17 protein-coding genes and 9 pseudogenes are annotated in these 26,729 nt (G+C 43.6%); 16 read left to right on the plus strand and 10 right to left on the minus strand.

Annotation, left to right across the window (positions count from 1 at the left end):
• Positions 1–177: 177 nt before the first annotated feature.
• From TT11_RS01855 to purF, 12 genes and pseudogenes are all read left to right on the plus strand, one after another.
• Positions 178–465, plus strand: coding sequence for a hypothetical protein (locus tag TT11_RS01855; protein ID WP_261868889.1), 288 nt, complete (start codon positions 178–180; stop codon positions 463–465).
• The gene (locus TT11_RS01860; protein WP_261868890.1) at positions 452–700 is read left to right on the plus strand and encodes a nitroreductase family protein; all 249 of its coding nucleotides are present in this window, start codon (positions 452–454) and stop codon (positions 698–700) included. The genes TT11_RS01855 and TT11_RS01860 overlap by 14 nt, the downstream gene beginning before the upstream one ends.
• Before the next feature lie 126 nt (positions 701–826).
• Positions 827–2,119 (plus strand): NAD(P)H-dependent glycerol-3-phosphate dehydrogenase, encoded by a 1,293-nt coding sequence (locus tag TT11_RS01865; protein ID WP_261868891.1) that lies wholly within the window; start codon positions 827–829, stop codon positions 2,117–2,119.
• A gap of 57 nt (positions 2,120–2,176) precedes the next feature.
• The gene (gene sixA / locus TT11_RS01870; RefSeq protein ID WP_261868892.1) at positions 2,177–2,635 is read left to right on the plus strand and encodes a phosphohistidine phosphatase SixA; all 459 of its coding nucleotides are present in this window, start codon (positions 2,177–2,179) and stop codon (positions 2,633–2,635) included.
• Positions 2,636–2,825: 190 nt separating this feature from the next.
• Complete coding sequence (locus TT11_RS01875) at positions 2,826–3,353, plus strand: hypothetical protein (protein WP_261868893.1); 528 nt, start codon at positions 2,826–2,828, stop codon at positions 3,351–3,353.
• Positions 3,292–4,098: a GspL/Epsl periplasmic domain-containing protein gene (locus tag TT11_RS01880; protein WP_261868894.1), complete on the plus strand. Its 807-nt coding sequence runs from the start codon at positions 3,292–3,294 to the stop codon at positions 4,096–4,098. Before TT11_RS01875 ends, TT11_RS01880 begins: the two co-directional genes overlap by 62 nt.
• A gap of 32 nt (positions 4,099–4,130) precedes the next feature.
• Complete coding sequence (locus tag TT11_RS01885; RefSeq protein WP_261868895.1) at positions 4,131–4,700, plus strand: type II secretion system protein M; 570 nt, start codon at positions 4,131–4,133, stop codon at positions 4,698–4,700.
• Between the two features lie 202 nt (positions 4,701–4,902).
• The gene (locus TT11_RS01890; protein WP_228707043.1) at positions 4,903–5,304 is read left to right on the plus strand and encodes a hypothetical protein; all 402 of its coding nucleotides are present in this window, start codon (positions 4,903–4,905) and stop codon (positions 5,302–5,304) included.
• A gap of 215 nt (positions 5,305–5,519) precedes the next feature.
• A pseudogene (locus TT11_RS01895) lies at positions 5,520–6,589 on the plus strand (quinone-dependent dihydroorotate dehydrogenase).
• Positions 6,586–6,726 carry a hypothetical protein gene (locus tag TT11_RS01900; protein WP_261868896.1) on the plus strand — a complete coding sequence of 47 codons (141 nt, stop codon included), beginning with the start codon at positions 6,586–6,588 and terminating at the stop codon, positions 6,724–6,726. The pseudogene TT11_RS01895 and the gene TT11_RS01900 overlap by 4 nt, the downstream one beginning before the upstream one ends.
• Before the next feature lie 49 nt (positions 6,727–6,775).
• Positions 6,776–7,081, plus strand: a complete 306-nt coding sequence (locus TT11_RS01905) for a CvpA family protein (RefSeq protein ID WP_261868897.1) — start codon at positions 6,776–6,778, stop codon at positions 7,079–7,081.
• A gap of 236 nt (positions 7,082–7,317) precedes the next feature.
• A pseudogene (gene purF, locus TT11_RS01910) lies at positions 7,318–8,854 on the plus strand (amidophosphoribosyltransferase).
• Positions 8,855–8,972: 118 nt separating this feature from the next.
• On the opposite strand, the gene TT11_RS01915 reads toward purF, so the two are convergent.
• The 8 genes and pseudogenes from TT11_RS01915 to yajC all read right to left on the minus strand — a co-directional run bounded on the left by TT11_RS01915 (position 8,973) and on the right by yajC (position 15,714).
• Complete coding sequence (locus TT11_RS01915; protein ID WP_261868898.1) at positions 8,973–9,332, minus strand: AzlD domain-containing protein; 360 nt, start codon at positions 9,330–9,332, stop codon at positions 8,973–8,975.
• A pseudogene (locus TT11_RS01920) lies at positions 9,322–9,967 on the minus strand (AzlC family ABC transporter permease). The gene TT11_RS01915 and the pseudogene TT11_RS01920 overlap by 11 nt, the downstream one beginning before the upstream one ends.
• Before the next feature lie 242 nt (positions 9,968–10,209).
• On the minus strand, positions 10,210–10,530 hold the full coding sequence (locus TT11_RS01925; RefSeq protein WP_261868899.1) for a hypothetical protein: 321 nt from the start codon (positions 10,528–10,530) through the stop codon (positions 10,210–10,212).
• Between the two features lie 5 nt (positions 10,531–10,535).
• Positions 10,536–10,856 carry an MATE family efflux transporter gene (locus tag TT11_RS01930; RefSeq protein ID WP_261868900.1) on the minus strand — a complete coding sequence of 107 codons (321 nt, stop codon included), beginning with the start codon at positions 10,854–10,856 and terminating at the stop codon, positions 10,536–10,538.
• Positions 10,849–11,613, minus strand: coding sequence for an MATE family efflux transporter (locus TT11_RS01935; protein ID WP_261868901.1), 765 nt, complete (start codon positions 11,611–11,613; stop codon positions 10,849–10,851). Before TT11_RS01935 ends, TT11_RS01930 begins: the two co-directional genes overlap by 8 nt.
• Before the next feature lie 231 nt (positions 11,614–11,844).
• Positions 11,845–13,107: a protein translocase subunit SecF gene (secF, locus tag TT11_RS01940; RefSeq protein WP_102077945.1), complete on the minus strand. Its 1,263-nt coding sequence runs from the start codon at positions 13,105–13,107 to the stop codon at positions 11,845–11,847.
• A gap of 9 nt (positions 13,108–13,116) precedes the next feature.
• Positions 13,117–14,992 (minus strand): annotated as a pseudogene (secD, locus tag TT11_RS01945) (protein translocase subunit SecD).
• Between the two features lie 392 nt (positions 14,993–15,384).
• Positions 15,385–15,714 (minus strand): preprotein translocase subunit YajC, encoded by a 330-nt coding sequence (yajC, locus tag TT11_RS01950; protein ID WP_057759529.1) that lies wholly within the window; start codon positions 15,712–15,714, stop codon positions 15,385–15,387.
• Positions 15,715–16,272: 558 nt separating this feature from the next.
• Between yajC and TT11_RS01955 the strand changes: the two are divergent.
• From TT11_RS01955 to TT11_RS16585, 3 genes and pseudogenes are all read left to right on the plus strand, one after another.
• Positions 16,273–17,573, plus strand: a pseudogene (locus tag TT11_RS01955) (CNNM domain-containing protein).
• 422 nt (positions 17,574–17,995) lie between these two features.
• Positions 17,996–18,409, plus strand: coding sequence for a hypothetical protein (locus tag TT11_RS01960; protein WP_261868902.1), 414 nt, complete (start codon positions 17,996–17,998; stop codon positions 18,407–18,409).
• A gap of 288 nt (positions 18,410–18,697) precedes the next feature.
• Positions 18,698–21,685, plus strand: a pseudogene (locus tag TT11_RS16585) (LysM peptidoglycan-binding domain-containing protein).
• Between the two features lie 163 nt (positions 21,686–21,848).
• Here the strand turns inward: TT11_RS16585 and TT11_RS16845 are convergent.
• Together TT11_RS16845 and TT11_RS01990 are read right to left on the minus strand one after the other, a co-directional pair.
• Positions 21,849–23,055 (minus strand): annotated as a pseudogene (locus TT11_RS16845) (transglycosylase SLT domain-containing protein).
• Between the two features lie 1,081 nt (positions 23,056–24,136).
• Positions 24,137–24,959 (minus strand): annotated as a pseudogene (locus TT11_RS01990) (Nif3-like dinuclear metal center hexameric protein).
• Between the two features lie 380 nt (positions 24,960–25,339).
• Here TT11_RS01990 and TT11_RS01995 point away from each other — a divergent pair.
• Positions 25,340–26,665 (plus strand): annotated as a pseudogene (locus tag TT11_RS01995) (S1C family serine protease).
• The last annotated feature ends 64 nt before the right edge of the window (positions 26,666–26,729 follow it).

The raw sequence follows: 26,729 nt of genomic DNA on the forward strand, positions 1-26,729 counted from the left end.
ATAGATAATAATAAATAAGGATAAAACAATGACTACAACTGACAATGCTGATAATGAAAGCCAAGAAATAGAAGGCAAAAAAACTGTCTGTTAAGAACGTAGCAGCGAATGATATCTCCTCTACCAGTGATGAGCTGATAGGTTGGATCAACTCAAGACGCAGCATGGGCAGTCTAGATGAGCCAGCACCGACGCGTGCGCAGATTGAATCTGCCATCGAATGTGCGGCAACTGCGCCAGATCATAAAAAAATTGCGTCCGTGGCGGTTCATCGTGACGCAAGGTGAGGCGCGCCATGAATTAGGCCGTGCCTTGCTCGAAGCTGCCCAAGCAAAAGCGCTACAAGATGGCGAAGAATTGTCTGAAAAAACCATCATTAAAACTCAAAATATGCCGCTGCGAGCGCCGCTGATCATAACGGCTGTGACTCAAATGCAAGAACACAAAAAAAGTGCCACCTTTTGAGCAAATACTAAGTGCAGGTGCTGCTGTACAAAATCTAATCTTGGCATTAAAAGCTCAAGGGTTTAGTACCGTTTGGCGCACTGGGCTGCTGTGTAATGAGCCTGCAGTAAAAGCGTATTTCGGAGTGGGTGCAGATGATTATGTGACCGCTTTTGTTTATACTGGCACAAGTCCCAAGGATGAGTCCAAACGCAAACCTATCGATATCGAACCGCTAGTTCGCTTCGAGTCGTAATGTAGCTCAGTGCTGTCTATTAATAAGATTATAATTGCACAAAGTTGTAATTCAAAGATAATAAGGCCAGTAGTTGAGCACGATAGACTCTATTGATAATACGTCAGTCAACACGGATAAAAGAACATGACAAGCCCTAACAATAGTAATAAAAACAACACCAGTGCTAATAATGAAACGGACAATGAGTCGTCTGAAAAGCAGAACGGTATGCTTGCAGGTATTTTTGAGCGGGCAACCAAGTCAGGTCTCGGCCGTAAAAAGTCAAATCCTAGTCCTGTTGAATCAGCTGTGGCCAAGGATATGGCCGACATTCATAGCAATCCAACCAAGCTGCGCTTGGCGTTTTTAGGTGGTGGTAGCTTCGGTACGGCAATGGCAAATTTAGCCGCACGTAATGGCTGTGATACCACGCTGTGGGTACGTAATAAGCGCACGGTAAAAGCGATGGCAAAAACACAGACCAATAAAAAGTATCTACCAGGCTATAAGCTTGATGATCGACTGAAATACAGCCATGATTTGGCGGCAAGCGTCAAAGATAAAGACATTATTTTTATCGCTGTGCCAGGTTTAGCTTTTCGCGAAACGCTAAAAAACATCGCACCTTTTATCAGCGGTCAGTCTATTGTATCGTTGACCAAAGGTATGGAAAAAGACACCTTTGCCATGATGAGTGATATCATCAAAGAAGTGTTGCCAGAAGTGAACTTTGGCGTTATGTCAGGGCCGAACCTCGCTATAGAAATCATGAAAAATATGCCGTCTGCTACGGTTATCGCAAGTGAGTCGGAACCGTTGCGTCATGCCGTGCAAGCAGCATTGCACAGTGCTTTTTTTAGAGTATTTGCTAGTGATGATATACGCGGCGTCGAGCTTGGCGGTGCACTTAAAAACATCTACGCAATTGCCATGGGTATGGCGGCAGCTTATGAAGTAGGTGAGAATACTAAAGCGATGATTCTTACTCGTGCTTTGGCGGAAATGAGTCGTTTTGGTGTTAAAGAAGGCGCCAATCCGCTCACTTTCTTGGGCTTATCAGGGGTAGGCGACTTATACGCCACCTGTAGCTCAGAGCTAAGTCGTAACTATCGTATCGGTAATATGCTTGGACGCGGTATGAGTATTGATGCCGCGGTCAAAAAGCTTGGACAGACTGCTGAAGGGGTAAATACTATTCAGCAAGTACATGAAAAGGCGACCAAAGCGGGTATCTATATGCCAATTACCCATGCGCTCTATGCGGTCATTTATGAAGACAAGGCCGCTCTAGGCGTTGCGCTACATCTGATGGAAGCTGGGTTCCGTAGCGATGTTGAGTTTGTCATGGCGCATGATCATAGCAATGCAGCACTTACCGCTCATATGAAAACCTCTGGTAGCAATACCAAAAGCAAAGACAGCGATGCTGATAAGTAAGACACACCGTTAAAAATCAGTATCAAGAGAGTCGAACTTAGCGCTCCAAGGAAGGTTATGAAAATTATATTAGTACGTCATGGTCAAGCAGAAGACGAAACACGTCCAGATAACGCGCGTCAGCTGACGGACTTTGGTCAGCAGCAGGCAGCACAAACGGCAGAATATGTGACCACTCACTATAGCCCAGATCGTTTTGTGGTCAGTCCTTATACGAGAGCACAGCAAACTTTATCTGCGTTCCAGTCGCGAGCGCCGCAAGTAGCCTTATCTGTGCAGGACAATATCACGCCATCAGATGATGCTCGCCAAGCTCTGATAGATATTGCCAATGTTGAAGCTGAGTGTTTGGTCGTTGTTTGTCATATGTCTATCGTCGCTTATATCGCGGGATTGCTGACAGGAGATTATCCAGAATCTTTCTCTTTAGCAGAAGCCAGAGTGTTTGACATGGAGTTTGTGATGACTGGCATGGCAACGGAAGTTGATCGTTTTGTTCCTGATCAGCCTTATTAGACTAGATTTCTAATATTTTGCTTAGAAACGATTTGCTAGAGCAGAATTGATTGGATATGACGGATTTAAAATGGTATTGGTACAAAGTTCAGCCCTTTATCAATCATATAAAATCGTCCAGCTCTTTCAAAAACCCCATCAATCATTAACAATATTTTGATAACCGCAGCAATAATTGAGGACACGTTTAGTGTTACATGTTTGGTTACGAGCGCAGCATAGCCCGCTAGCTGTCTGGCACGAAGATGTACAGCAATGGCAAATGGTTGATGGTTGGCAACAGCTGCAAACAATCTATGGTAACTATAAGTCCAATAGCCAAAAGACGCTTTGTCTATATTTTCCCTCAAGTCATGCATTGCACGTGGACACAGCGCTTAATGCTGCTCAGCTTAAACAGCTTGGTAATAGTGGCAAGCAGTACTTATTTGAAGAAACGTCATTAACGCCTATTGAGCAATTGAACATCCGTCAATTGAGCCATGTTGATACGACGCAACTGTACGCACTGGTACAAAACGACATTGAGTCCTGGCAACAAAGCGCGCAGCTAGCCGGTATGAATATAGTAGCGTTACTGCCAGATTTTTTTATTATTGCCACCGCCAGAAGAGGGCGCAGGTCAACAAGTAATCCTTTATCAAGATTCGCAGACTATGCTGCTGCGCCAATCATTGCGTCAGGGTATGGCCGTCAGCTATTTGCCGTTAATGTTTGAGCGTTTCCCGCATTTGAGTGAGGTAATGGTACAGCCGTCTATTGAGGCAGCTATTGACGCATCGGTCGACTCACTAGATTCATCATCGTCCATGGATTTAGTAGCGCAAACTAAAGCGCTGATCGCTGAGCATCAGCTGCTACTGACGATCCTACCTACAGTACCTAAGCCAATTGACAGTCCCGAACGTCACGCGCTTAATTTCTTTATGAAATCTACTGACTCACAATTATCACCATATTTGCGAGTGGCGATGATGGTTGCGCTATCAGCGTTAGTACTGCAAATGGCAACCGATGGTGTGCAGTGGTACAAGTATAATGAAGCGACCGCAGCAACCAAGACTGCAATTGCGGCACAGTATCAGTCTTGGTTCGCCGATGAGCCACTGAGTACGCGCACCAAACTGCAAGTACAGCTGCAACCAAAACTGCGTAGCGATAGCCAAGCGCCTGCATCACATATGGCCGCACTGTCACGCATATCACCATTGATTAAACAGTCATCATTGCATGCACAATCATTAGTAATGCAACCATCGGCGCTCAGTTTTACCTTGATTGCTCCAGATCGCGGTAGCCTTGATAAATTTACGAGCACACTGGTAGCACAAGGCTTAAATGCCAAACTTGCGCAAGTGAATAGTAATGAGCAAGGTCAGTTTAGTGGTCAAGTCACTGTCAACGTAGTAGAAAATAATATTGTAGAAAGCAGCGACATGGCAAATAATGCGGCAGCGTCGTAACTCATCAAGGTATTGGTAATAAAGGTCAAAACATGAAACGATTACAACGCCGTACCAAACGTAATGCAGCTATTTCTGCAACCAGTACTAAGGCTCAAGTATTCTCAGAGCGTATGAACAATTATCAAAATGTACTAATGACGCGCTGGCAAACATTGCCTCCCCGTGATCAGCTAGCATTAGCTATATTGTCTGTATTTCTGCTGTTGTTTATTGGCGGCTATGGTGGCTATAGCGTTCATCAAGCAGCGAGCGATAGTAAAAACGACTATCAGGAGCAGGTGGCGGATTATTTTTGGTTGCGTGCTCAAGCAGGTAATATTGATAGTAGTGCATTGAATACTGGGAATAACGCTACTGGAGAGTCTGATATGCCACCCGCTAGTCGTATCAATGCTCTGCTCAATAACTCAGGTATAGCAGATGCTCAGGTGGTTGCGACTGGTGATGCAGTGCAACTGAGCTTTACGCATCCTAGTCAAGCGGTTGTCAGCACTGCACTGGGTAAGCTTGAACAGCAAGGCTGGCAATTTACACAGCTATCTATGCAGCAAGACCTGACCAATAAATCTATTCAGGTACAAGCAACGGTCACTTCTTAAAACGCATCATTTTGTGATAAATATTTTAGATACTTATATCACTGTGTGCTTTTTACTCGACACTCGATATTAGACAGCAGAATACTGCTTTATCGTTGGTATCATTGAAAAGCCATTTATCTGGCTCCATTAAATAGTTAATCATATGACTATTGAATAAAAATATTACCAGTAAGGAAAACCTCACATAATGCGGGACAGTATGAGCAACGATAAGCGCCGTTCGTTAATTACTTATAATCACATCACTTATTTCTTATATGTGATCAGCTACTTTACTGCAGGTCTGTTGTGGATTGTGCCGATTGTCATGAACTATGCTAAGCGCCATGATGCTAGTGGGTCATGGTTGGCCACGCATTTTGACTGGCAAATTAAGACCTTCTGGTACAGTATCGTTTGGTTCGTCATTGGCATTATTTTGATTACCTTTGCATTAGGCGGCTTTGGCGTTAGCGTACTAGCGGATAGTGGCAATATTGCTATTGGCTCAATATTATTGGCCGGGCTTGGTTTGCTGATTATGACCTTTACCTTTATTTGGCATTTATATCGTATTATACGTGGTTGGATTGCGTTGACTGATGGGCGTCCAGTACCGTAGATGTTTAAGAGTACCTTCGTGCTATGTCTTTAACTTAGAAAACGACAATTCATCGTTATGTAGCAGAGAATCATCAGTATTGGTTACTGCTTAAATGTAGAAATTTAGCGACTGAAACTTTGCTCTTATTTCTGTTAAGCTGATATAATCGCTGCGCCCGATTTCATTCGCATTTTTTTATTCACTATTTCTTCCAAGCAGGGTCTGCCATCACTATGTCTTATGCCTTACTTCGTCCTTTTTTTGTTTAATATGGATCCCGAACACGCCCATGAGATGACACTATCTTTATTGGATAAAGCGCATAAAGCGCGTGTTTTAGGCTTGGCGTATGGTCAGTCAATGCAACCAACAGACTGTATGGGTTTACAGTTCTCTAACCCAGTTGGTCTGGCCGCAGGCTTGGACAAAAACGGCGATTATATTGACGCGCTGGCTGAGTTAGGATTTGGTTTTATAGAGGTAGGAACCGTCACGCCAAGACCGCAAGTAGGCAACGACAAGCCAAGGCTGTTTAGAATCAAGCAAGCAGACGCGATTATCAATCGTATGGGCTTTAACAATGAAGGCGTTGATTATCTAATCGACAATGTCAAACGCTGTAAATACAAAGGCAATATCGGTATCAATATTGGTAAAAATGCCGTTACGCCGGTAGAGCAAGCCGCCGATGATTATGTGTATTGCTTAGAGCGTGTGTATCCGCACGCCTCATACATCACGGTCAACATCTCATCGCCAAATACCAAAAACTTACGTGATTTGCAAAGTGGTGAAGCACTGACTCAGTTGATGGATACGATTAAAAACCGTCACAGTCAGTTGGCTACTGAATATGGTTTTTATGTCCCATTAGTGCTTAAGGTTGCTCCAGATTTAGAGCCATTACAAGTTGATTATATCTCGCAGCAATTAATAGACTTTGAGATTGATGGTCTGATTGCTACTAACACTACATTAAGCCGCGTAGGTGTCGAAGACTTGCGTGATGGTGACCAAATGGGTGGCCTATCAGGTCGTCCTGTGAGTCATATTAGTACCCAGATTTTGCAACAGTTCTCTGATCAGTTAGATGGTAAAGTCGCTTTGATAGGCGTGGGTGGTATCGATAGTGGTGCCAAAGCCGTCAAAAAAAATCGAAGCAGGCGCAGACATGGTACAGCTCTATACGGGGCTTATTTATCGTGGTCCTGGGCTGGTGCAGTCTTGCATTCAGGCAATCGGTGGCTATTACGATGCATGGAAAGTTAATCCAATAAATAAGGTAATAAGGCGTAGAGCATGAGTGGTTTAGATATTGTGATTGCTATTGTTGTCTTGATTGGCTTATGGCGCGGCTTTCAAGTAGGACTGATTAAAACAGCAATAGGCTTGGTAGGTTGGTTTATCGCCTTATCGCTGCTACTAGGCTGGCAGGAGTAGTGTCGCCCCAATTGACGGGTATCGTACAAAATCCTGTACTACAGATGCAATGGCCTTTTTATTGGTAGTGATTGCCATATTAGCAATCATGCATCTGATGGCTTTCGTGTTCTCAGGCGTGCTCAAAACCTTACGTTTGGGCGTCTTGGACAAAATGGCGGGCGGCGTATTGGGTGCTGCCAAAAACGTATTGATGGTCTTGGTTGTACTGAGCGTCAGTGCGCCATTGCTAGTACAGATGCCGCAGTGGCAAACCTCAGTACTAGCGCCAGAGCTAATGCCATATGCACCGATGGGCAAGGCGTTGGTATCAGATGTGTTAGGCATGGCTTGGGATCAGGTCAATCAGTCGTAATTGTTTAATTGCCTATTATTTTATCTAATTGTCTATTATTTTACTTCTTTTTATACTTCTAAATGTTTGCACGTGTCATTGATAATCAAACATAGATTATCGAAAAATCTCGTTAAGTTTCTTACAATATCATCAGGTTAGCGGCGTGCGACAGTGAATGATTTTAGCAATATACTGTCGTTAAGTTTGCCGTTATTGTCGTACTAATGTATGAGTCAAAATAGGATATAGCTATTATGTGTGGAGTCATTGGAGTTGCAGCTCACGAACCAGTCAATCAGATTCTTTATGACGGTTTGACGATGCTACAGCATCGCGGGCAAGATGCAGCAGGTATTGTCACTTTGCAAGATGGGCGACTCTATCTACGTAAAGAAAATGGCATGGTACGTGACGTATTTATGAATCGTCATATGATGAAACTGGTTGGTAAGTTCGGTATTGGTCACGTTCGTTACCCGACAGCTGGTACTTCTAGCAGCGCTGAAGCGCAGCCATTTTATGTCAACTCACCATATGGTATTACCCTTGCGCACAATGGTAACTTGACCAATGCTGAGAGTTTGGCCAAATCTTTGTACATCGAAGATCGTCGCCACCTTAATACTGACTCAGATTCTGAAGTACTGTTAAACGTATTGGCACATGAGATGCAGAATCTAGGCAAAACCCATCCAACGGCTGATGATATTTTTGAAGCAGTAAAAGCCGTCTATAAACGTTGTGAAGGTGCTTATGGCGTTGTCGCTTTGATCACTGGTCATGGTTTACTTGCATTCCGCGATCCAAACGGTATCCGTCCACTTATCTTTGGTAAGCGTATGGCACCGAATGGCGGCACTGAGTATATGGTTGCCTCTGAATCAGTTGCATTGACAGGTTCTGGCTTTACTATCGTTCGTGATGTAAAACCAGGCGAAGCAATCTTTATCGATTTAAACCATAAGCTGCATACGCATCAGTGCGTAGAGCAAAAAGAATACACGCCTTGTATCTTTGAATATGTGTACTTTGCTCGTCCAGATTCGATTATGGACAATATCTCAGTTTATAAATCACGCCTACGTATGGGTGAAAAACTGGCAGATAAAATCCTTGCTGAATGGGGTGAGGATCATGATATCGACGTGGTCATTCCAATTCCAGACACGTCGCGTACTTCAGCGATGGAGCTGGCGCTAAAAATGAACGTCAAGTACCGTGAAGGGTTTATGAAAAACCGTTACATCGGTCGTACGTTTATTATGCCAGGTCAGCAGCAGCGTAAAAAATCAGTTCGCCAAAAGCTGAGCGCTGTGCCACTAGAGTTCAAAGGCAAAAACGTACTGTTGGTTGATGATTCTATCGTTCGTGGTACGACTTGTCATGAAATTATTCAAATGGCACGAGATGCTGGTGCTAACAAGGTGTTTTTTGCCAGTGCTGCGCCACCAGTAAAATTTCCAAACGTATACGGCATTGATATGCCAGTACGTAGCGAGCTTATTGCTTCGGGTAATAGCGTTGAAGAAGTACGTGATATCATCGGCGCAGATCGTTTGATCTTCCAAGATTTGGATGATTTGATCGACGCAGTAAAAGATACCAAGCATAGCCGAGTTGAAGGTTTTGATTGTGCGGTATTTAACGGCTGCTACATCACTGGCCAAATCAATGAAGCGTATCTTGATCACTTGCAAGAGCAGCGTAACGATACTGCCAAAACTGGTAAAAAAAGGCGTACAAATAGTAGCTGATACCCCAGTTGATATGATGGGTGTAGAAGAGCTTTAAGCTAAGTTAAAGCCATTGTTTTCAGATAACAAAAAGCTAGATTCTAAATAGAATCTAGCTTTTTTATGTTTAAAATATAGCTAAGAGTACTGGCGTTTTATAAATGGTCGAAACAGTTTTAGCCTAGAAAACTGCTAAATAACCAAAATAAACCATTGATTGCTGCGATACCGACAACCATACTGACCAAAAGCTGACGGCTGATATGATAGATAAACAATACCAAAATAAGTGCACCGACTTGTGCCATTAATAGATGCAACTCGGTGTCATATAAAGTAACAGTCGTCGATAGGTCTTGATAGGAAAGGCTAGTCAAAATTAGCAGCACCATCACGGACAACGGTAAGCTCTCATTTAATCGATGTAGCCAAGGTGTATCGAGTAGCTTTCTAGGTATCAGTGCTGGCAATGCACGAGTGATAAAGGTCACTGCTGCCATGGCAAGCGTAGCAAAAATAAGATAACTACTGGTCATAAGAGTCTCCCGTCTTTTGACGCTCTATCCAAAACCCACGTACCAAAATCATCAACATACAGATAGTGATGGCTACTAGTAGCAACCAGTCACTGGTAAATAGCGAAGCAATGATTAAGCCAAGCACGGCAATACCAATAGGGAAGTAGCGTTTGATACTTTGAAATTGCTCATAAGCAAGAATCGCAAACAGACAAACCAAAGCAAAATCTAAATTTGGCACTAAGTCACTGAGCGTACTACCAATCATTACGCCAACCGTACTCGCCAGTACCCACCAACTTTGATTAAATAAGCTAATAGGAAGTATCAGGGCTCGTCGCGACTCATTTGGTAAGCTTGTCATGATCGAAAAAGTCTCATCAGTCAAAGCAAACAGACAATACGTCTTGGTCAGCTTATTTTTTTGGTAGATACTGTAATAACGGCATGCCATAGAATACATGGCGTAGATTAATCGCGGCAATATTGGTGGCGATATTGCCAATCGGTAGGCCAGCGCTCAGCATTGGCAGACAAGCGTATTGAGCTGCACCAGCATAGAGAACGATACTGAGCATAATCGTTGCCCATATCGGGATACCTGCTACCTGTGCGAGTACACCAAAGGCAATACCGGCAGGCAGATATCCCATAGCAACTGGCAAGCTTTTTTTAAAGCCCTCAGCCAGTGGTAGCGGTTTTCATGTTGATGGCTTAATTCATTTGAATGAGTATTCACATGACATCCTAAATTTTTCTTATGATATTTTTATAAATCTATCGATATAAAAATTATTGATTCAAACGGTATTGCTGCAAAATTAAAAAGTAAAAAAACGAGCTTAATAAAAACGTTCTATCGAAAATTGATAGAGCAAACATAATATAAAATTAACTAAGCTTCAGGTTGTAGTTTTTCATAACTGCCAGTCTGATTGGCACGGTACAAAAACCCACCTAGAATGACTAGTCTCAATAATAATAGACACCACACGCTAAGCCAAATACCAGTCATATCCCATTGTTGATAGAGCAACCAGCTCAATGGGAAGAAAATAGTAGCCAGTATCAGCGCCGCATTACGGATCACGCTACCAGCCGTCAAGCCGAAAAATATCCCATCCAACCAATAGGCTCCAACGCCGACAAGAGGCAATAATACGGCATATAAATGGTAGTCATAGGCGAGGGCAAATACCGAATCAATATTAGTCATCAATCCTAAATACGTAGCATCGAAAGCCACCAAATGGCGCTCAACATGATAGCAAGGCCATAACTAACTACGCCTGTACGCTTCACAATAATACGAAAACGTGGCCAGTCACGTCGCCCTGCGGCTTGCCCACTCAGCGTTTCAGCAGAGACAGCGACGCCATCAAGAGCGAAGGCAGATATACTTAATACTTGCAATAAGATAGCGTTAGCAGCCAGTATGACATCACCGCTTTGAGCAGATAGGCGAGTAATCCAAGCAAAGCTTAGCGTTAAGATAAGAGTACGTACAAAGATATCTTTGTTTAAAGAAAATAGCCTAAGCATTTTTTTCTGTCGTAAAATACTGTCGATCCGCTTTGAATAATACAGGCCACGATATTTTTAAATGTTTGCGGCTCAACCATAATGCCATCAGTATTCCAAACCAAAATGCAATAGTCGTTCCTAGTGCGACACCAGCTAATCCCATCTGCATTGCAAATACAAAAAACAGAGTCAGTACGATATTAAGTACGGCAATAAAACCCTGCTGATAAAGCATATAACGGGTCTTACCTTGTCCTGCAAACCAACCAATAAATGCAAAGTTCATCAGCTCTGCGATCACGCCCCAAAAACGTACGTCTAAATAGGTTTTCGCTGCGCGTCCACTCTCAGGATTGGCTGATAGAGCTTGTAAGCCAAAATCAATCAGCCATGGCTTTGCGAGTAGTAATATTGCTCCAATAACAAACGCCAATAGTAACGCGCGCTGTAGGATAGACAGCAAAGGCGTAGGCGCTGATACGGCTGATGTATTGCTATTATTAGCTAATTGTCCCAATGCCTGCGCAGCAAGCCCAGATGATGCATACTGCAAAAAGTTAAAGCTAACAAGCAATAGCGACAGCAGTTGTATGGCTAGACCCATACCAGCAAGTTTCGCCGTGTCATTCATATTGCCTACAATGGCCGTATCAATCACGCTTTGCAATGGCATGGCCAAATTGGCTAGCAGTACAGGCAGCGCAATCGCGACAATACGTTTATAGCTTGTGTCAATAGGTGGCATCGCGTGAGAAGGTTCGGATTTAGCTGACATGGGTGACTCGTTTATACGTGAACGATAAAGAGATGTATTCGTTAAATGATAATAAGTTCGTAAGGCAGTACATTTAATATAAGAGACAAAATAGCTATAAAGACAAAAGCACCTAGACTCATTATTCATGAGTCAGGTGCTCTTATTTAAACATTGTAGCTGTGCACTTAGTAATTATATAGAATGTGATGACACGCTAGTTCAACGTATCAATCCATCTAATATACCTTACTAAACGTTGTCTTGCTCAAACATTTTTGGATCATTGAAAGTAACGATTTCTTCTTCAAACTCTGGTTTTACTTTTACGATAAAGTCATCACGCGACAGACCCATGCGCAGCGGAATCGAGCTGGCAATATAAGTCGATGAGTAAGTACCCGCAAGCAAACCAATAAACAGAGCTACTGAGAACCAGTATAATCCATCACCGCCCAAGAAGAGCATGGCTAGTACGACCAATAGAACAGTTGAAATGGTCATAATCGTACGGCGTAGCGTTTCGGTCAATGACAAATCAATCGTCTGTTCTGGCGTAATTCCGCGAACACGGCGGAAGTTTTCACGAATACGGTCATAGACAACGATGGTATCGTTCAATGAATAACCAATCAATGCCAATACCGCAGCCAAGACTGTTAAGTCAAATGGGAAACCGAATAGTGCAAATACACCGATGGTTACGACGGCATCATGGAACAGTGACAGTACAGCACCTAGAGACAATTTGAACTGGAAGCGTAGGGCAACATAGCCAAGCATACAAACCAGTGCCAACACCAATGCCATGACTGAGTTTAGATAAACCTCATTACCAACTTGGCTACCGATGATATTCACGTTGCTAATCGTAGCGGTATTGCTAGGTAGTGCCAATGCTTGCGTCAGATTTGCGCTTAGTCCATCGACGTTATCAGACTGAGGCGGTAGACGTACCAATAGCTCTTCACGCGTACCTAGATACTGTACAACCGCATCATCAAAGCCATTGTCTGCTAGTGCTTGTACAACAGCAACTTGCTCAACAGGCTGCTCATAACGCACGTCTGCTGAGACACCACCAGTAAAGTCGAGTCCTAAGTTCAGACCGTTTACTGCGATAGCAATGATACTACCGATCACCATAAATAAAGATAGTAGTGCCATCGGCTTTTCTATCTTCATAAATGGAATGATACGTTGGTTGCCAACTGCCTTGATGCCACCTTCAGCGACAGCTGCTGCATCATCAGCGGCGTCACCTGATATTACGTCAGAATCAACAGCGGTAGACAGTGCTTGACTGTCTTCGGCATTTTGACCTTTACCACCGCGACGACTAGAGCTTTTACCTGACTTTGCGGTAGTAGGGTTATTGGTTTTAGTATTGCTACCTTTACCATCACGACGCGGTTTGTTACGGCGACGCGTACTTGCATTGGTCGTGTCACCGTTTGAGCCATTTCGATCAGGATTATTCTGCTGTTCTAAAGGGTTGTTATTATCGATCGCCATAATATTCTCCTAACCGATGCTCAGACTTTTGATGGATTTACGCTTACCATAAGCAATTTGTACCAGTGCACGTGTCACCAAAATAGCGGTGAATAGCGAGCTGACAATACCAATAGCTAGCGTAATCGCAAAGCCTTTAATCGGACCAGTACCAATCGCAAATAGGATAAACGCGACCAATAAGGTTGTGATGTTGGCATCAAAAATACTGCTAAATGCGCGATCGAAACCTGCCACAATGGCTGATTTTGGCCGCACACCATTGGCAATCTCTTCTCGTATCCGCTCAAAGATCAGTACGTTGCATCAACTGCCATACCAATGGTCAAAACGATACCTGCGATACCCGGTAGGGTAAGTGATGAACCCAAAATTGACATAATCGCAATGATAATAATAACGTTAACGGCTAGCGCAACGTTGGCAATCACACCGAACAGACGATAGAAGATAATCATAAACGCGAAGACTAATAGATAGCCGACTTGCGTAGAGAACAATCCTTTATCAATGTTTTCTTGACCGAGTGATGGACCAATAGTGCGCTCTTCTACGAAATACATCGGTGCAGCAAGTGCGCCCGAGCGTAGCAATAGCGCAAGCTCAGCTGCTTCAGCACTACTATCTAAACCAGTAATACGGAATGATGAACCCAATACCGCTTGAATGTTGGCGCGGTTGATGACTTTGGTTTCAGCATAAGGTGTGCGTACTTCAGTCGTCTCACCAGTCGCTGGATCTTCTTCGTAAGTGATTCTTTGTTTGTTTTCTATGAACAATACAGCCATCTGTTGACCAACCGCTGTACGAGTGGCGTTCTGCATAAGCTTACCGCCAGCACTGTCCAAGGTAATACTTACTTCAGGTAGACCGCTTTCATCCAAGCCAGTTTGCGCGTTGGTTACTTTGTCCCCGGTGACAATCGCTTGACGATCTAACAATACAGGAGGACCATCAAGTGTTTCGAATGGGAATGCCTCTGTACCTGCTGGAGGTATGCCGCCAGTATAGGTATCGGCGTCTTCTGCCACCATACGGAACTCAAGGTTTGCAGTACGACCAAGCACACGTTTTGCTTCAGCAGTATCTTGTACACCAGGTAGCTCAACGACGATACGGCTAGCACCTTGCGACTGTACCAAAGCTTCGGTAACACCCAACTCAGCAATACGGTTACGTAAAGTCGTTAAGTTCTGGTTGACCGCGTAGCTATTGATTTCGTCAAGTGTCGCATCGTTATACGATAAAACCAATGCAGGACCTTGATCATCAATAGAAGACTGCAAGTTAAACGTATTGCTCATTGAGCCTTGTAATACGTTTTGGGCACGGTTACGAGTATCAGTATCAGCAAAATGCAATACCACGCCGCGATCTTCGGTTTTGATACCTTTGATTGCTACTCGCTCAGCACGTAGCTCACGTCGCATATCACGACTGGCGCTGGTCAAACGCTGTTCAAGCGCTTTGTCCATATCGACTTCGAGTACAAAGCGTACACCACCACGCAAATCGAGACCAAGCTTCATCGGTCTTGCACCGATATCGCGTAGCCACTGCGGGGTAGTTTGTGCTAGGTTAAGGGCAACGACATAGTCTTCGCCCAAGTTTTGACGTAGCACTTCTTGCGCTTTTAGCTGATCGACTGGGTTATTGAGCGTACCAGCGCGCTGTTGCCCTCAAACGTACCATCGTGGTTATCTAGACCTGCCTCTTCGAGTAAGCTTTGAGACTCGGTTAAGATGCCTTCAGATAGCTGAGTTCCTGCTGCTGCGCTCGTAATCTGCACAGCAGGCTCGTCAGGGTAAAGGTTGGGGGCAGCATATAGACCGGCAACGAGTAGCACGACGGCAATTAGTAAGTATTTCCAAGCGGGATATTGCATAATCACTTCTTTAAGTTGATAAACGACTGGCGACGTAGGCCACAAGTTAGCAGATGGGAAGTTAGCGATAGCAACGGTCGAGTGCTATGTTCAGCAGCCGTCATCATGCACCATTGCGATCATCCGCGATGATAGTAACGCATAAAACAGTAAAGCAAATAATACAGATGTCTGTTTATCTGGTCACCAAAAATCATATGGCTAGATTGGATAAAGATAGGACATCTAAACAGTAAGCCTAATTTATATAGCAATTTTACCTTACTGCGCTAATAGCGAAAAATGACCGTAAATCATATACGGTCATTTTTTAGTCATTACATTCGTTAATGCGACGACTATTGAATGTTCACTAATAAATTTTCACTAATAAAAAATAGTGAACATTCTCATTAGACGCTTTCGATCGTGCCAGCAGGCAATACTGAAATAACAGAAGCACGTTGTACTTTCACGTCAGTATTGTTGTTTAGGCTCACAACGGCATAATCGCCTTCGATTGCTTTGATACGACCCATTAAACCACCAGCGAAAATAATTTCACTACCCACGGTTAATGCGTTAACCATGGCACGGTGCTCTTTGGTGCGCTTAGACTGCGGGCGAATGACCAAGAAGTAAAAAATCGCAAAAAACGCAACAGGCAGTAAAATCTGACCGAATAGACCTGCAGCACCTGCAGTCTCTGGTGCAGCATGGGCAGCTTGAATAAATAAGCTCATAATATCTCTCAGTAAGTCATAGACAATAATAAAATTAGACGCATAGTAACAAAAAAAATCCCAGACTTGGTAACTGTTAATCATAGGCTGAGTGTGTTTTTCTTAGCGCAAGGCATACTATCAGCCAACGAATAGGACAACAATGATTTTACTATATTCAGATAATCCATATAAAGCCTCAGGCTAAATAGCTGTCATGAATTGGCTAGTAAAGATGTCGTCATACAACCGTTAATAGTAGGGTAATAAAAGTCATCAAAAAACAAAAACTTAAAAATGGTGACTTATTGTGAAATGGTATCATCAATGCTACTATCAAATGGCAATGATTGCCTGTATTTAGTATGCTATATCTTGAACCATATTACGGATTTTTAAAGCGTAGTATGGCTTTGAAATAGCGATTAAATCAGCTAAATCAGCTTTGAGTAACTATTTATACAATAGACAGATTCATTCTATTGCTTTATTAATAGTAATCTGAAAATCGATATAAATTACTCATGACATTATCTTCCTTTTACTCTTTTTAGGTTACCTAACTTGTTCACCACTTTTATGTTTGTACCTCGTTTATGTCGTCCGCGCGCTCATCGTAAAGACGCATCTGCAGAACCTCCCCCGAGAATGACTACTAGTTCTCGATTTGGTTATACTTCTTTTTCAGCACTATCTGCATTAGCAATTCTTATGCTACCGCAGGCAGTGTGGGCAGCTGGTGCTGTATCAACATCTAGCGAGGCGGCAGCACCAACTGCGCTTAGCGTTTCTCTGTTGATATTTTTTTGTCTTACTCGCTATTGGTGTTTCTTTTGTCTGTTCATTAGCAGAGTCTGTTTTGCTGAGCATGACGCCATCGTTTATTGCGGATGTACAAGAAACCAGTCCCAAAAAAAGCAGAAATGCTTAAAAGCCTGAAAGTGGACAATATCGACCAGTCACTAGCCGCTATTTTAACGTTAAATACCGTTGCCCATACACTTGGCTCTATCGGTGCGGGTGCACAGGCTACGATCGTCTTTGGTAGTGCGTGGTTTGGTCTGTTTTCTGCCCTCATGACGCTTGCTATCTTATTCTTGTCTGAGATTATCCCAAAAACTTTGGGTACAGTTTACTGGCGTCAACTAAGTGGTCTGGTTGCTTACTTCGTTCGCGGCATCATCATGCTCTTGTATCCATTAATCTGGTTCTCAGAGCGTCTGACGAAACTATTAGTACGCGGTAAAGAGCCGCAAACATTTAGCCGCCGTGAGTTTGCTGCTCTTGCTAGTATCGGTGAAGAGTCGGGACAAATTGATCCACTTGAATCGCGTATCATTCGTAACTTGCTCGCGTTTGGCGCGATTAAAGTCGAAGACATCATGACCCCGCGGTCAGTGATGCTTGCATTCGAAGAGAATAAAACCGTCGCTGAGCTATTGGTTGATCGTCCGAAGCTGACATTTTCTCGCTTGCCAATCTATGATGGTGATTTGGATAACATTACAGGCTTTGTCCTAAAAACGGACATGCTGTTGGCTAAAGTTAACCATGCTATGCATAAGCCGTTGACGCAATTTCAACGAGACATCACTTTTGTCTTCTCTAAAATGAAGCTGTTTGATTTGTTAGAGTTGATGCTAAAAAATCGTATTCATATTGCGATTACAGTCGGCGAATATGGTGAAGTTAAAGGGCTTGTCACGTTAGAAGATGTGTTTGAGACATTGTTAGGTCTTGAAATTGTCGATGAGATAGACCGCGTCGAAGACATGCAGGCCTTGGCACGTCAGATGATGGACAGACGGGTAGAGCGTTTGGGTATGAAGCTCAGCGATGATGAGCAATATGAAGACAGTAACAACGAACCTAAGTCCTAACGAAGTCAATGATGCCTTCATGAAGCCACACTCTAGCGTTGATAGCTTAAACATAAGTATTGTCGGTTCTAAAGATTGTGGTTTAACAATGGTCAGCTCATTATGGGCTGACTATCAAGCTAGAGCTACAAAGCATCTGACCGTTTGAGCTAGAATCTGCAGCATAAAATGTTAAGAGTATTTGATTTGATAGCCTGTGTTTTTATTCGCAATAATTACACAGGGTGTCACATGGCTGTGAGAATTCGATGATAGGCTCGGCATATGATATGAGTATACTTATATAGATATATCTATACAGACACACTGCCAAAATAAATGATAAAAGAGCGTTAATCGTCACTATATGACACTAACGAAAAAAATATCGCTAAGGATTATCATGAAAAAAATTATTGGGAAATAGGCTATTAGCTCTATTGGTGAAAAGCGCCAGCATCACTGCAATCGTAGCAGTAGCCAGCACCATCAGTATCAATGCACAAGCGGCAACTATGACCGAAGATTTGGTACAGAACTATGCCGCCGCAATGAAAGCATCAGCGAATAGCCAAAGTATCAATCAGGTATCGCGCCTAGTATCGGACGACGCGCTTATTTCTTTATCTAGAAAGGGAAAGTCTACCAGTTTAGATAAAGATGCGTACTTAAAGTTGCTTCAAAACAGCTGGAATGATACGTCTAATTATCGCTATGATATTTCGGTAGACAATGTGGTAATTACTGGTTCACAAGCCAAAGCCAACGTGACGACCAATGAGAGCTGGGTAAAAAAATGGTCAGCAAGTATCATTTGTTACCACATCTCGTGTGACCTTGACTTTATCTACTGGTAATGCAGTGCTCTTACGTGCCGTGTCTCAGGTGGCTATTAATTAAGTCGCTATTGACCAAGCAAGATTCAAAATACAATAGGCCATATGAGCAATAGCTGATTGAGCTAGCTGCGATTTCAATCTATAAAAAGTCTTAGTTGGCTAATAATAGTCATTACTTAGTTTTATAGGCTACTTGAGCGTCTATTATTATCTTTTATATTAGGCTAGTCTTTGCTTTACATTGCATACTATACTATCTATCAACTTTATCTTATTAATTTCTGTCGTTAGGAAACCTCCAATATCATGTCTACTGTGCTATCACACTCTCGCTCATTTATTGCGTTGCCATTGACGCTTGCGGTATCCACTTTACTGATTAGTGCGTGTAGCAATACATCAGCGGTAAAAAAACAAAGGTGCGACCAATAGCTCATCTGTCATTACCAAAAGTCCTGCCAGTCAAGGGGCTAATACAGGTAGTGCAGACTACTCAACTGCGTTTTTGGATGCAGAGAGTTTGGATGAGTTGGCTGACTTGTTAGAAGCTACTGACATGACCATGGTAGAAGGTAACCAGCTTGCTATTCAGCAATATGGTGATTTGTGGAATCGTCTACGCGCAGGCTACCGCATGAATGGTGGTAAGCCAATCTATAATCAGCGCATTGAAGGTCAAAAAAAGCTGGTTTACTAGTAGACAGGATTATCTCAATCGCCTAACTGCACGTGCCAGTCGTTATATCTATCATACGGTACGAGAGGCAGAGCGTCGCAATATTCCAACAGAGCTTGCCTTGTTACCAGTTATCGAAAGCTCTTACGATCCAAGTGGTACGAGTAGTGCGGCAGCTGCGGCTTATGGCAGTTTATTCCAAGTACAGGCCGTATCTATGGCTTGAACCAAAGCAGCACTTATGATGGTCGTCGCGATGTGATCGAATCGACACGTGCTGCCTATGACTTCTTGACAGCACTGCACAACCAGTTTGGTAGTTGGGAGCTAGCATTGGCTGCTTATAACGCTGGACCTGGCCGTGTACAAAAAGCAATTGATGCCAACGCAGCGCGCGGACTGCCAACAGATTACTGGTCACTTCAATTACCGACTGAAACGATGAACTATGTGCCGCGTTTCTTAGCTGTAGCCGAAATCGTCGCTAAGCCTGAGCAGTATGGTGTGTATCTACCAGCTATCGCTAACCGTCAGCATTTCCGTAGTGTACCAGTTAACTATGGTGTGAGCTTGGCAGAAGTATCGCAGTTAACTGGAGTCAGCTATGATGAGCTAGAGCGTCTAAACACTGCACTGACATCAGGCCGCGTTGATTCTTCAGGTCCACAGCGTGTCATCATTCCTAACGACGTCAGCCTCAATGCTGATGCCAAATTAAGTGGCTCAGAGGTAACGGTACAGGCAATGTACTCGCCTCAAACAACGCAGGTAGCTCAAGCACGACAGCGACTACGCCAAGCTATAATAACAAACCCTATACTGCCTCATCACTACCGTCTACTGGTAGTGCATTGGCTGATTATGCCGCTAGCGCAAGTGTACCTCAGCAGACTACCAGCTATATCTCACCATCTGCGACGCCAACTAGCAGCTCGGTATACAGTGGCAATTCTTCAGCTCGTACTGAGCCACCACTGACCACAGCAGAGACTAACAAAATCAATGCTGAGCTTAAGAGCAGTAACAGTCTACCGACTACCTCAGCTCAGATTACTCAGAACAATACGATTGTCCAAGAGCCACCGCTTAGCAAAGAAGAGCGTGATTTCATCGCCAATCAAATCCGGAGAAATACCTCTGAGACCAATGTTATCAATGCTGATGGCAACATTAATCTATCAGCCGTACAAACACAGCAGTCTATCTTAGAAGCGAGTGGTGCAGAGAAGAAACTTAGCTTTGCTAAAACCTCGGTAAGTAAGCCAAAACCTCAAGGCACTCGTACCACTTATACGGTCAAACGTGGCGATACGCTCTCGAACATTGCGAGTCGAGCAGGGGTTAGCTGGCGTGATATCGCAGAATGGAACCAGATAGATGCCAGTGCCAATTTGCTCTCTGGCAGTACGTTATATCTATATAATGCCAAGACTATCGAGCCATTGAGTACTGCTAATAACGCCGCCGCTAGTCAGCCTGACAGTTACGTCGTACAAGGCGGTGATACGCTTATCGGTACGGCTAATCGTTTTGGCTTATCGGTCACTCAGCTAGCCAGCTATAACAACCTGAGCAGCCGTGCTGATCTGCTCAGAGGTCAGAAACTATGGCTCATACCGGGTAAAGTGACTACACCTGCGACGACACCTGCAGCGCCTTCTACCAAGCCGAGTAAATCAAGCACTGCGACCAAAAACTATAAAGTAAAAGCAGGGGACGGATTAATTGCATTGGCACGTCAATTCAATGTGTCGACAGATACTTTAGCCAGTCTCAACGGTATCAACAGCACAAGTTCGCTATATGTTGGTCAGACACTTAAAGTGCCAGCCAGTGTTGATTTCGATGCTGCAAGCACGACAAGTGCTAGCAGTAGTAACAGCTCAAGCTCGGTCGCGACCACCAATTACAAAGTAAAATCAGGTGATACGCTGATTGGTATTGCGAACAGCATCGGAGTGAGTGCAACGGAACTGGCGGCGGTAAACAGCAATTTCGATGCAAAGGCTCGCTTGCAACGTGGTCAAACGATTAAAGTTCCTGCTACTAAAGAGTTGGTCGACCGTCAGTTGAATGACAAAGCGGTCAGCTACAAAGTAAAATCAGGTGATACATTAACGGGTGTCGCTAAACGTTACAATATTGGCTTAAGTGATTTGGCATCAGCGAATAACTTGAATACCAATTCGAATCTGATACTGGGCCGTACTATTACCATCCCTGCTAGCGGCAGTGTGGCAAGTGCATCTAGTAGCAGCCAAAGCAGCAGCTCTGCTAGCAGCAGTAGTAGCTCAGTAAGCAGTGGTACGAAATTAGGTAACACTGAAAGCTACAAAGTTAAATCTGGCGATGGCCTAATTGCTCTAGCACGTCAGTTTGGCATCTCAGTAGAGGACTTGGCAGCGACCAATGATCTAGCGACCAATGCTCAGCTACAGCGCGGCCAAACGCTTAAAGTACCAAAAGCAACGGTAAGCTATACGGTTGGCTCGGGTGATAGCTTGATTGGTCTAGCACGTAAATATGGTGTCTCAACACAAGAGCTGGCTGATATGAATAATATCGCCGCTGATACGATGTTGCAGCGTGGTCAGCGTCTAACTGTTCCAAATCGTTAATGAATAAAATATTAATGAATGCCGTGTAAACGAGGCGTCATCAATATTAACTATGAATCGTATCGCACAAAAAAGCTGCTCTTTATAAGAGCAGCTTTTTTATTCAATAAAAATGACTTACTGTTAGAAGTTAGCTTACAAACCGTCTAGTAATAGCTACAAATTAGACCGTCTGAGTTTTAATAGTCTCAAGATAGCTTCGGATATTACTGACATAATGCATGGCTTGACCATAGCGGCTATTCGACGCTCTATTATCTGCTAAATAAGCATAGACGTTCGCCCAGCTCTTATCATCGATACCTTGAGCTCGCAGTTCGCGCTGGATTCTTTTTACCGCATTGGGACCCATGTTATAACCTGCAAGGGCAAACCAGATACGGTCAGTTTTTGGCACATCAGAGAAATCTGCTTTCACTTGCTCTAGATAGCGTGCACCGCCACCAATGCTTTGGTAAGGATCGACACGGTCTGAGACGCCATCGCTTTGCAGTGTTATTGGTCAGCATCATTAACCCGCGTACGCCAGTCGGCGACACAGCATTGGCATCAAGGTGTGACTCTTGATAACCCATCGCGACCAGCAGTTCCCAATCGTGATTGTAATTACGTGCTTGCTCTTCAAACGAAGACTGATAGTCCGGTAACTTTTCTGTCAACGTTCTCTGGAAGTGATCCTGACTATAGGCATCTTTAAGCAAGTTTTGATTGTAGAACGCAGCAAGTTTTTGTGTGTTTTGTAGCTTAATACTATCGCACAAAAAGTAACTAGCCTTTCTTGATAGTGGATCATTGGATGAGCTAAATGTCCAACTTACCTTAGGGTGTAGTCCGTTCTTAGTCAGACTAGAATCATAACCACAGCTGACATTGATAGACGATAAATTTAGCTGGCTTTTCAGCTTGGTGCTAGCCGTAGTCAATGCCATGTCAGCGTTGCCGGTTCTTAGTGCTTTTAGCGCGGCTTCTTCACTGGCGTAGGCTTTTAGATTGATATCGACCCCGAGCTCGTCAGCGTAAGTGCGCACCAGATCAAAACCAAAACCATGTTGGAAGCCATCGGTAGCAAAATAAGTGCTATCGCCTGGTACTGCAGCAATGGTCAAGGTGTTCTCCAGCATGACATTGTCATAGGCTGGTACCGATGTGTTCATGGTCGTCAGGCTCTCAGCAGGCAACGAGAGTAGAGCGATACTAGAGATTTGTGCCAGCTTCTTGGTTCTGGCAAAATGATTAGACGCAATAGGGGTAACGGATGAAACGATGTTACTTTTGGTGTTCAGTAGGCGTTTAGATGGACGCAGTAAATAAGAAATACGGCGTCTGGCCCCTTGCGCAGATACTTTTACACGATAAGTAATACGCTGCATGGATGTCTCCTGATTTTAGCCATCCTTCTTACCGCAAAAACACGTATAAATATATGTGCATAATATTGACATATATCGATATCGTATCTTAAATAGAGTGGCATTTTTAATAGGATAAATGCCGCTCTATCTTGTTTGACTATAGCGCCACTAGCGTACTCTCTCTAAGAGTTAGTGGGATAGTTTGTCGTCAGCCAGCTATCGATATGTCATAAAAGCGTTCTAAACAGTGTTTATAAGTACTGGTTTAAAATACTGAACGCACAACGACGCGAAGGATATAAATCAGATGATTCCTTCATCGATAACTAAATATGGCTAGTGGCCAAACAACTATATATCAAACATAGGTAAGGTCATGATTAAGTTATTGAGACAAAGACATAGCTTGAAACATTGATGTAAGGTTTTGCCAATGAGGCAAATACATTCATCTGTTTTAACTATGCTAACTTTGATGGCTGGCTATACTTTGAATCACTAATATTAAGTTACTAGTAATAGGATAGCTGGCTACTAAAGTTGTTTGTCCAGCAATGAGGGTAAGCAAAATAACCAAAATTGATAGTTTATAGCTGTCTATCAAACTGGCTAGGTCATAACGTCATCGCGACACCAAAAATAAAAAAATACCATGCCGCTAACATATATAGTGCAAACATAGTATTTCAATGGGTAGCGGTTTAAAACCTCATCACTGATATAGCATGATAAAGTCTTAAACAACTACCAGCATTATTTTAGTGCCATAACCGGAAGCTGTAATAATGGGAAGTTTCATGACAAAACGTTCTTTCTTACGAGTAGTAATATGCGGTTACTAATTGCATTATTCAAGTGGAGTTAAGAAAAAAAGCGATAAAACTTAACAATTAAGATATAAACGGTTAATTTTCCAGATATTTGGTACATAATAATCAAAAATAGAATAACAAAGTTTAAATAGTAGTCAAACTAGACTTTATGCTTATGGTGTGACTATAGCATTAGCAAGTCTAGTTTGGCTTTTAAATTATCATTTCCTTTATAAGTTTTTCTCTATCAATGACAACCGTTTAAAATGGCTTTTTAAGTGGTTAGTTTATGCTGGATTTTCGATATCGATTAAAGTAACTGGCAGACCAAATTTTTGAGCGACTATCTCTCCTAACGCCTGAATACCGCCACGCTCCGTTGCATGATGACCACAAGCAAAATAGTCAATCCCAAGCTCGCGCGCGCTATGTGTGGTACGCTCAGATATCTCACCAGAGATAAACGCATCACAGCCCATGCTAGCCGCTTGCTCAATCATGTCTTGCGCACCGCCTGTACATATACCCACACGTTCGATCAGCCTGCCATTTGTCTGAGCAGAAGCGTCTGTATGATACTCAGCTGAGATATGTAATGGCGCGCGACCTAAGGCTTGAGTAATGGTTGAAATGAGATCGTCAGCACTTTGCGGTGTGCAAGTAGCGATATTGCCCACAGGATGGGATTCGGTAGGATAGAGCGCACCAGTAATCGTCATGCCGAGCATGTCAGCAAGTTTTGCGTTGTTGCCAGAGATTGGGTGTGCATCAAGCGGTAGATGATAGCCAATCATAGAAATACCGTGTTGCATCAGCTTGCGCACGCGTCGACCTTTCATCAGTGAGCGTAGCAGGTTCGCCTTTCCAGAAGTATCCATGATGTACCATAATCGCATCGGCATTGTCAGCGATGGCAGCATCTATCAAGGCTTCACAAGCCGTGACACCAGTGACGATACGTTGAATCGGGCGTCCACCATCGATTTGTAGACCATTTGGCGCATAGTCTTTAAACGCGCTGGTAGATAAGTAGTCGTCACAGAACTGTGTCAATGCCTGAGCGCTAATGCTTTGAGTATTGGATTCAGCTGTCGTATGATTTGCAGTCATTATGTTTTCCTGTCATCAATAAAATGTATGTCGTAAGGTGCTGTAGATTAACTAAGCAAAAATTATGTATTACCTGTCATGTTTGAGAGTGTTTGGTTTTGGATTTCTCGCTTTATGTTCAATTCTCGAAATGTTGAAGTGTCGAGCATCGTAAAAGCTATTTTAACATGCCGTTGTAAGCAAGCAGGCAAGCTGGATAACTGAAATGGTACACGATACGTTACTATTTACTGGTATTGCGGTTATAATTTATATACGTGAGTCTGCCTAGCTGTATAGCATTTGACCATCTGATGAATGGGTAAACACTAGCTAAGCGGTCGCCATTATCTCACATCGTTTTTCACTGTCTGTTTGCAATAAATTTATAGAGGTTTTATATGTCGTCATCCCGGAACACCAATAACAAGGCGTCTTTATTAAAATGGTTACCTTGGGTCTTATTGCTGCTAGTGTTGGCAGCGTTTATCTGGTTGTTCACGAGTATGAAGTCGACGTCAGAGGCCACATGGGAGCCGCCGAGAACCCCGCCTGCGGAGCAGCAAGCAGCAGAGCCAGTGTCGGACACGCCAGCGCCTATCTCTTCTTATCATAATGCAGTGGCGCGTGCGTCGCAGTCTGTAGTCAATATCTATACGACGCAAACGATGACCGAACATCCTTATATGGATGATCCCGTACTGCGCCGATTTTTTTGAATATCATGGTGGCCCATCACAAGAGCAGGGTAATACCAATTTAGGCTCAGGTGTAATCGTATCAGAAGATGGCTATATCGTGACCAATGCCCACGTGATCGAAAAAGCTGATGAAATCACAGTCGCGTTTAATGATGGTCGTAAGAGTCGTGCCAGAATTATCGGTACAGATCCTGACAGTGACTTAGCTGTGATCAAGGTTGATATGACAGGGCTGACACCACTCGGCTTCCGCGAAGACCCGATTCGTGTGGGTGATTTGGCGCTAGCGATTGGTAATCCATTTGGTGTGGGTCAGACAGTGACGCAGGGGATTATCTCAGCGACTGGTCGTACTGGACTGGGCGTCAATAAGTTTGAAGACTTTATCCAGACCGATGCGGCGATCAATCCCGGTAACTCAGGCGGCGCACTGGTCGATGCTCATGGCGAGCTAGTCGGTATCAACACCGTCATATTCTCGCGCTCTGGTGGCTCGATGGGTATTGGCTTTGCGATTCCAACGGCACTGGTTGAGCAAGTGATGAATGCCTTGATCAAAGACGGCCGTGTCAGTCGTGGCTGGTTGGGTATCGAGATTCAGTCACAGTTACGTGACCCAACACAGTTAGAGACATCAACAGGCGTAGAAGTACTAAACGTCATTGATAACAGTCCAGCGGCAAAAAGTGGTCTACGTGTCGGTGATATCGTCCTAACCATCGACGATGTCGAGATGACAGATGCCAATACCTTGATTCAGTATGTTGCCCGTAAGCCACCAAATACTGAACTGGATGCGCAGATATTGCGTCAAGGTAAAAACGCCCAAGTAAAAATCACGCTAGAAGAACGTCCAGCACAAGAGCCACTTGAGCGTCCTGTCTTACTGCAAAATGAGAGCATGGGTGGAATGGAGCAGCCAAACATTCAAGCGATGAAGAAACGCCAATGATGTCAAAGGCAGAGCGTGATCGTATGCGCGAAGAGCTGATGAAACTGTTTGAACAAGATGCCGCGTCGCAGTAAGTTGTAGTTATTCTTACCACTATGTGCTGACTCATAATGTATATATGAGTCAGCACTTTTATTT

Origin of the sequence: Psychrobacter sp. JCM 18901 (genome assembly GCF_000586435.1) — a bacterium.
GTDB lineage: Bacteria > Pseudomonadota > Gammaproteobacteria > Pseudomonadales > Moraxellaceae > Psychrobacter.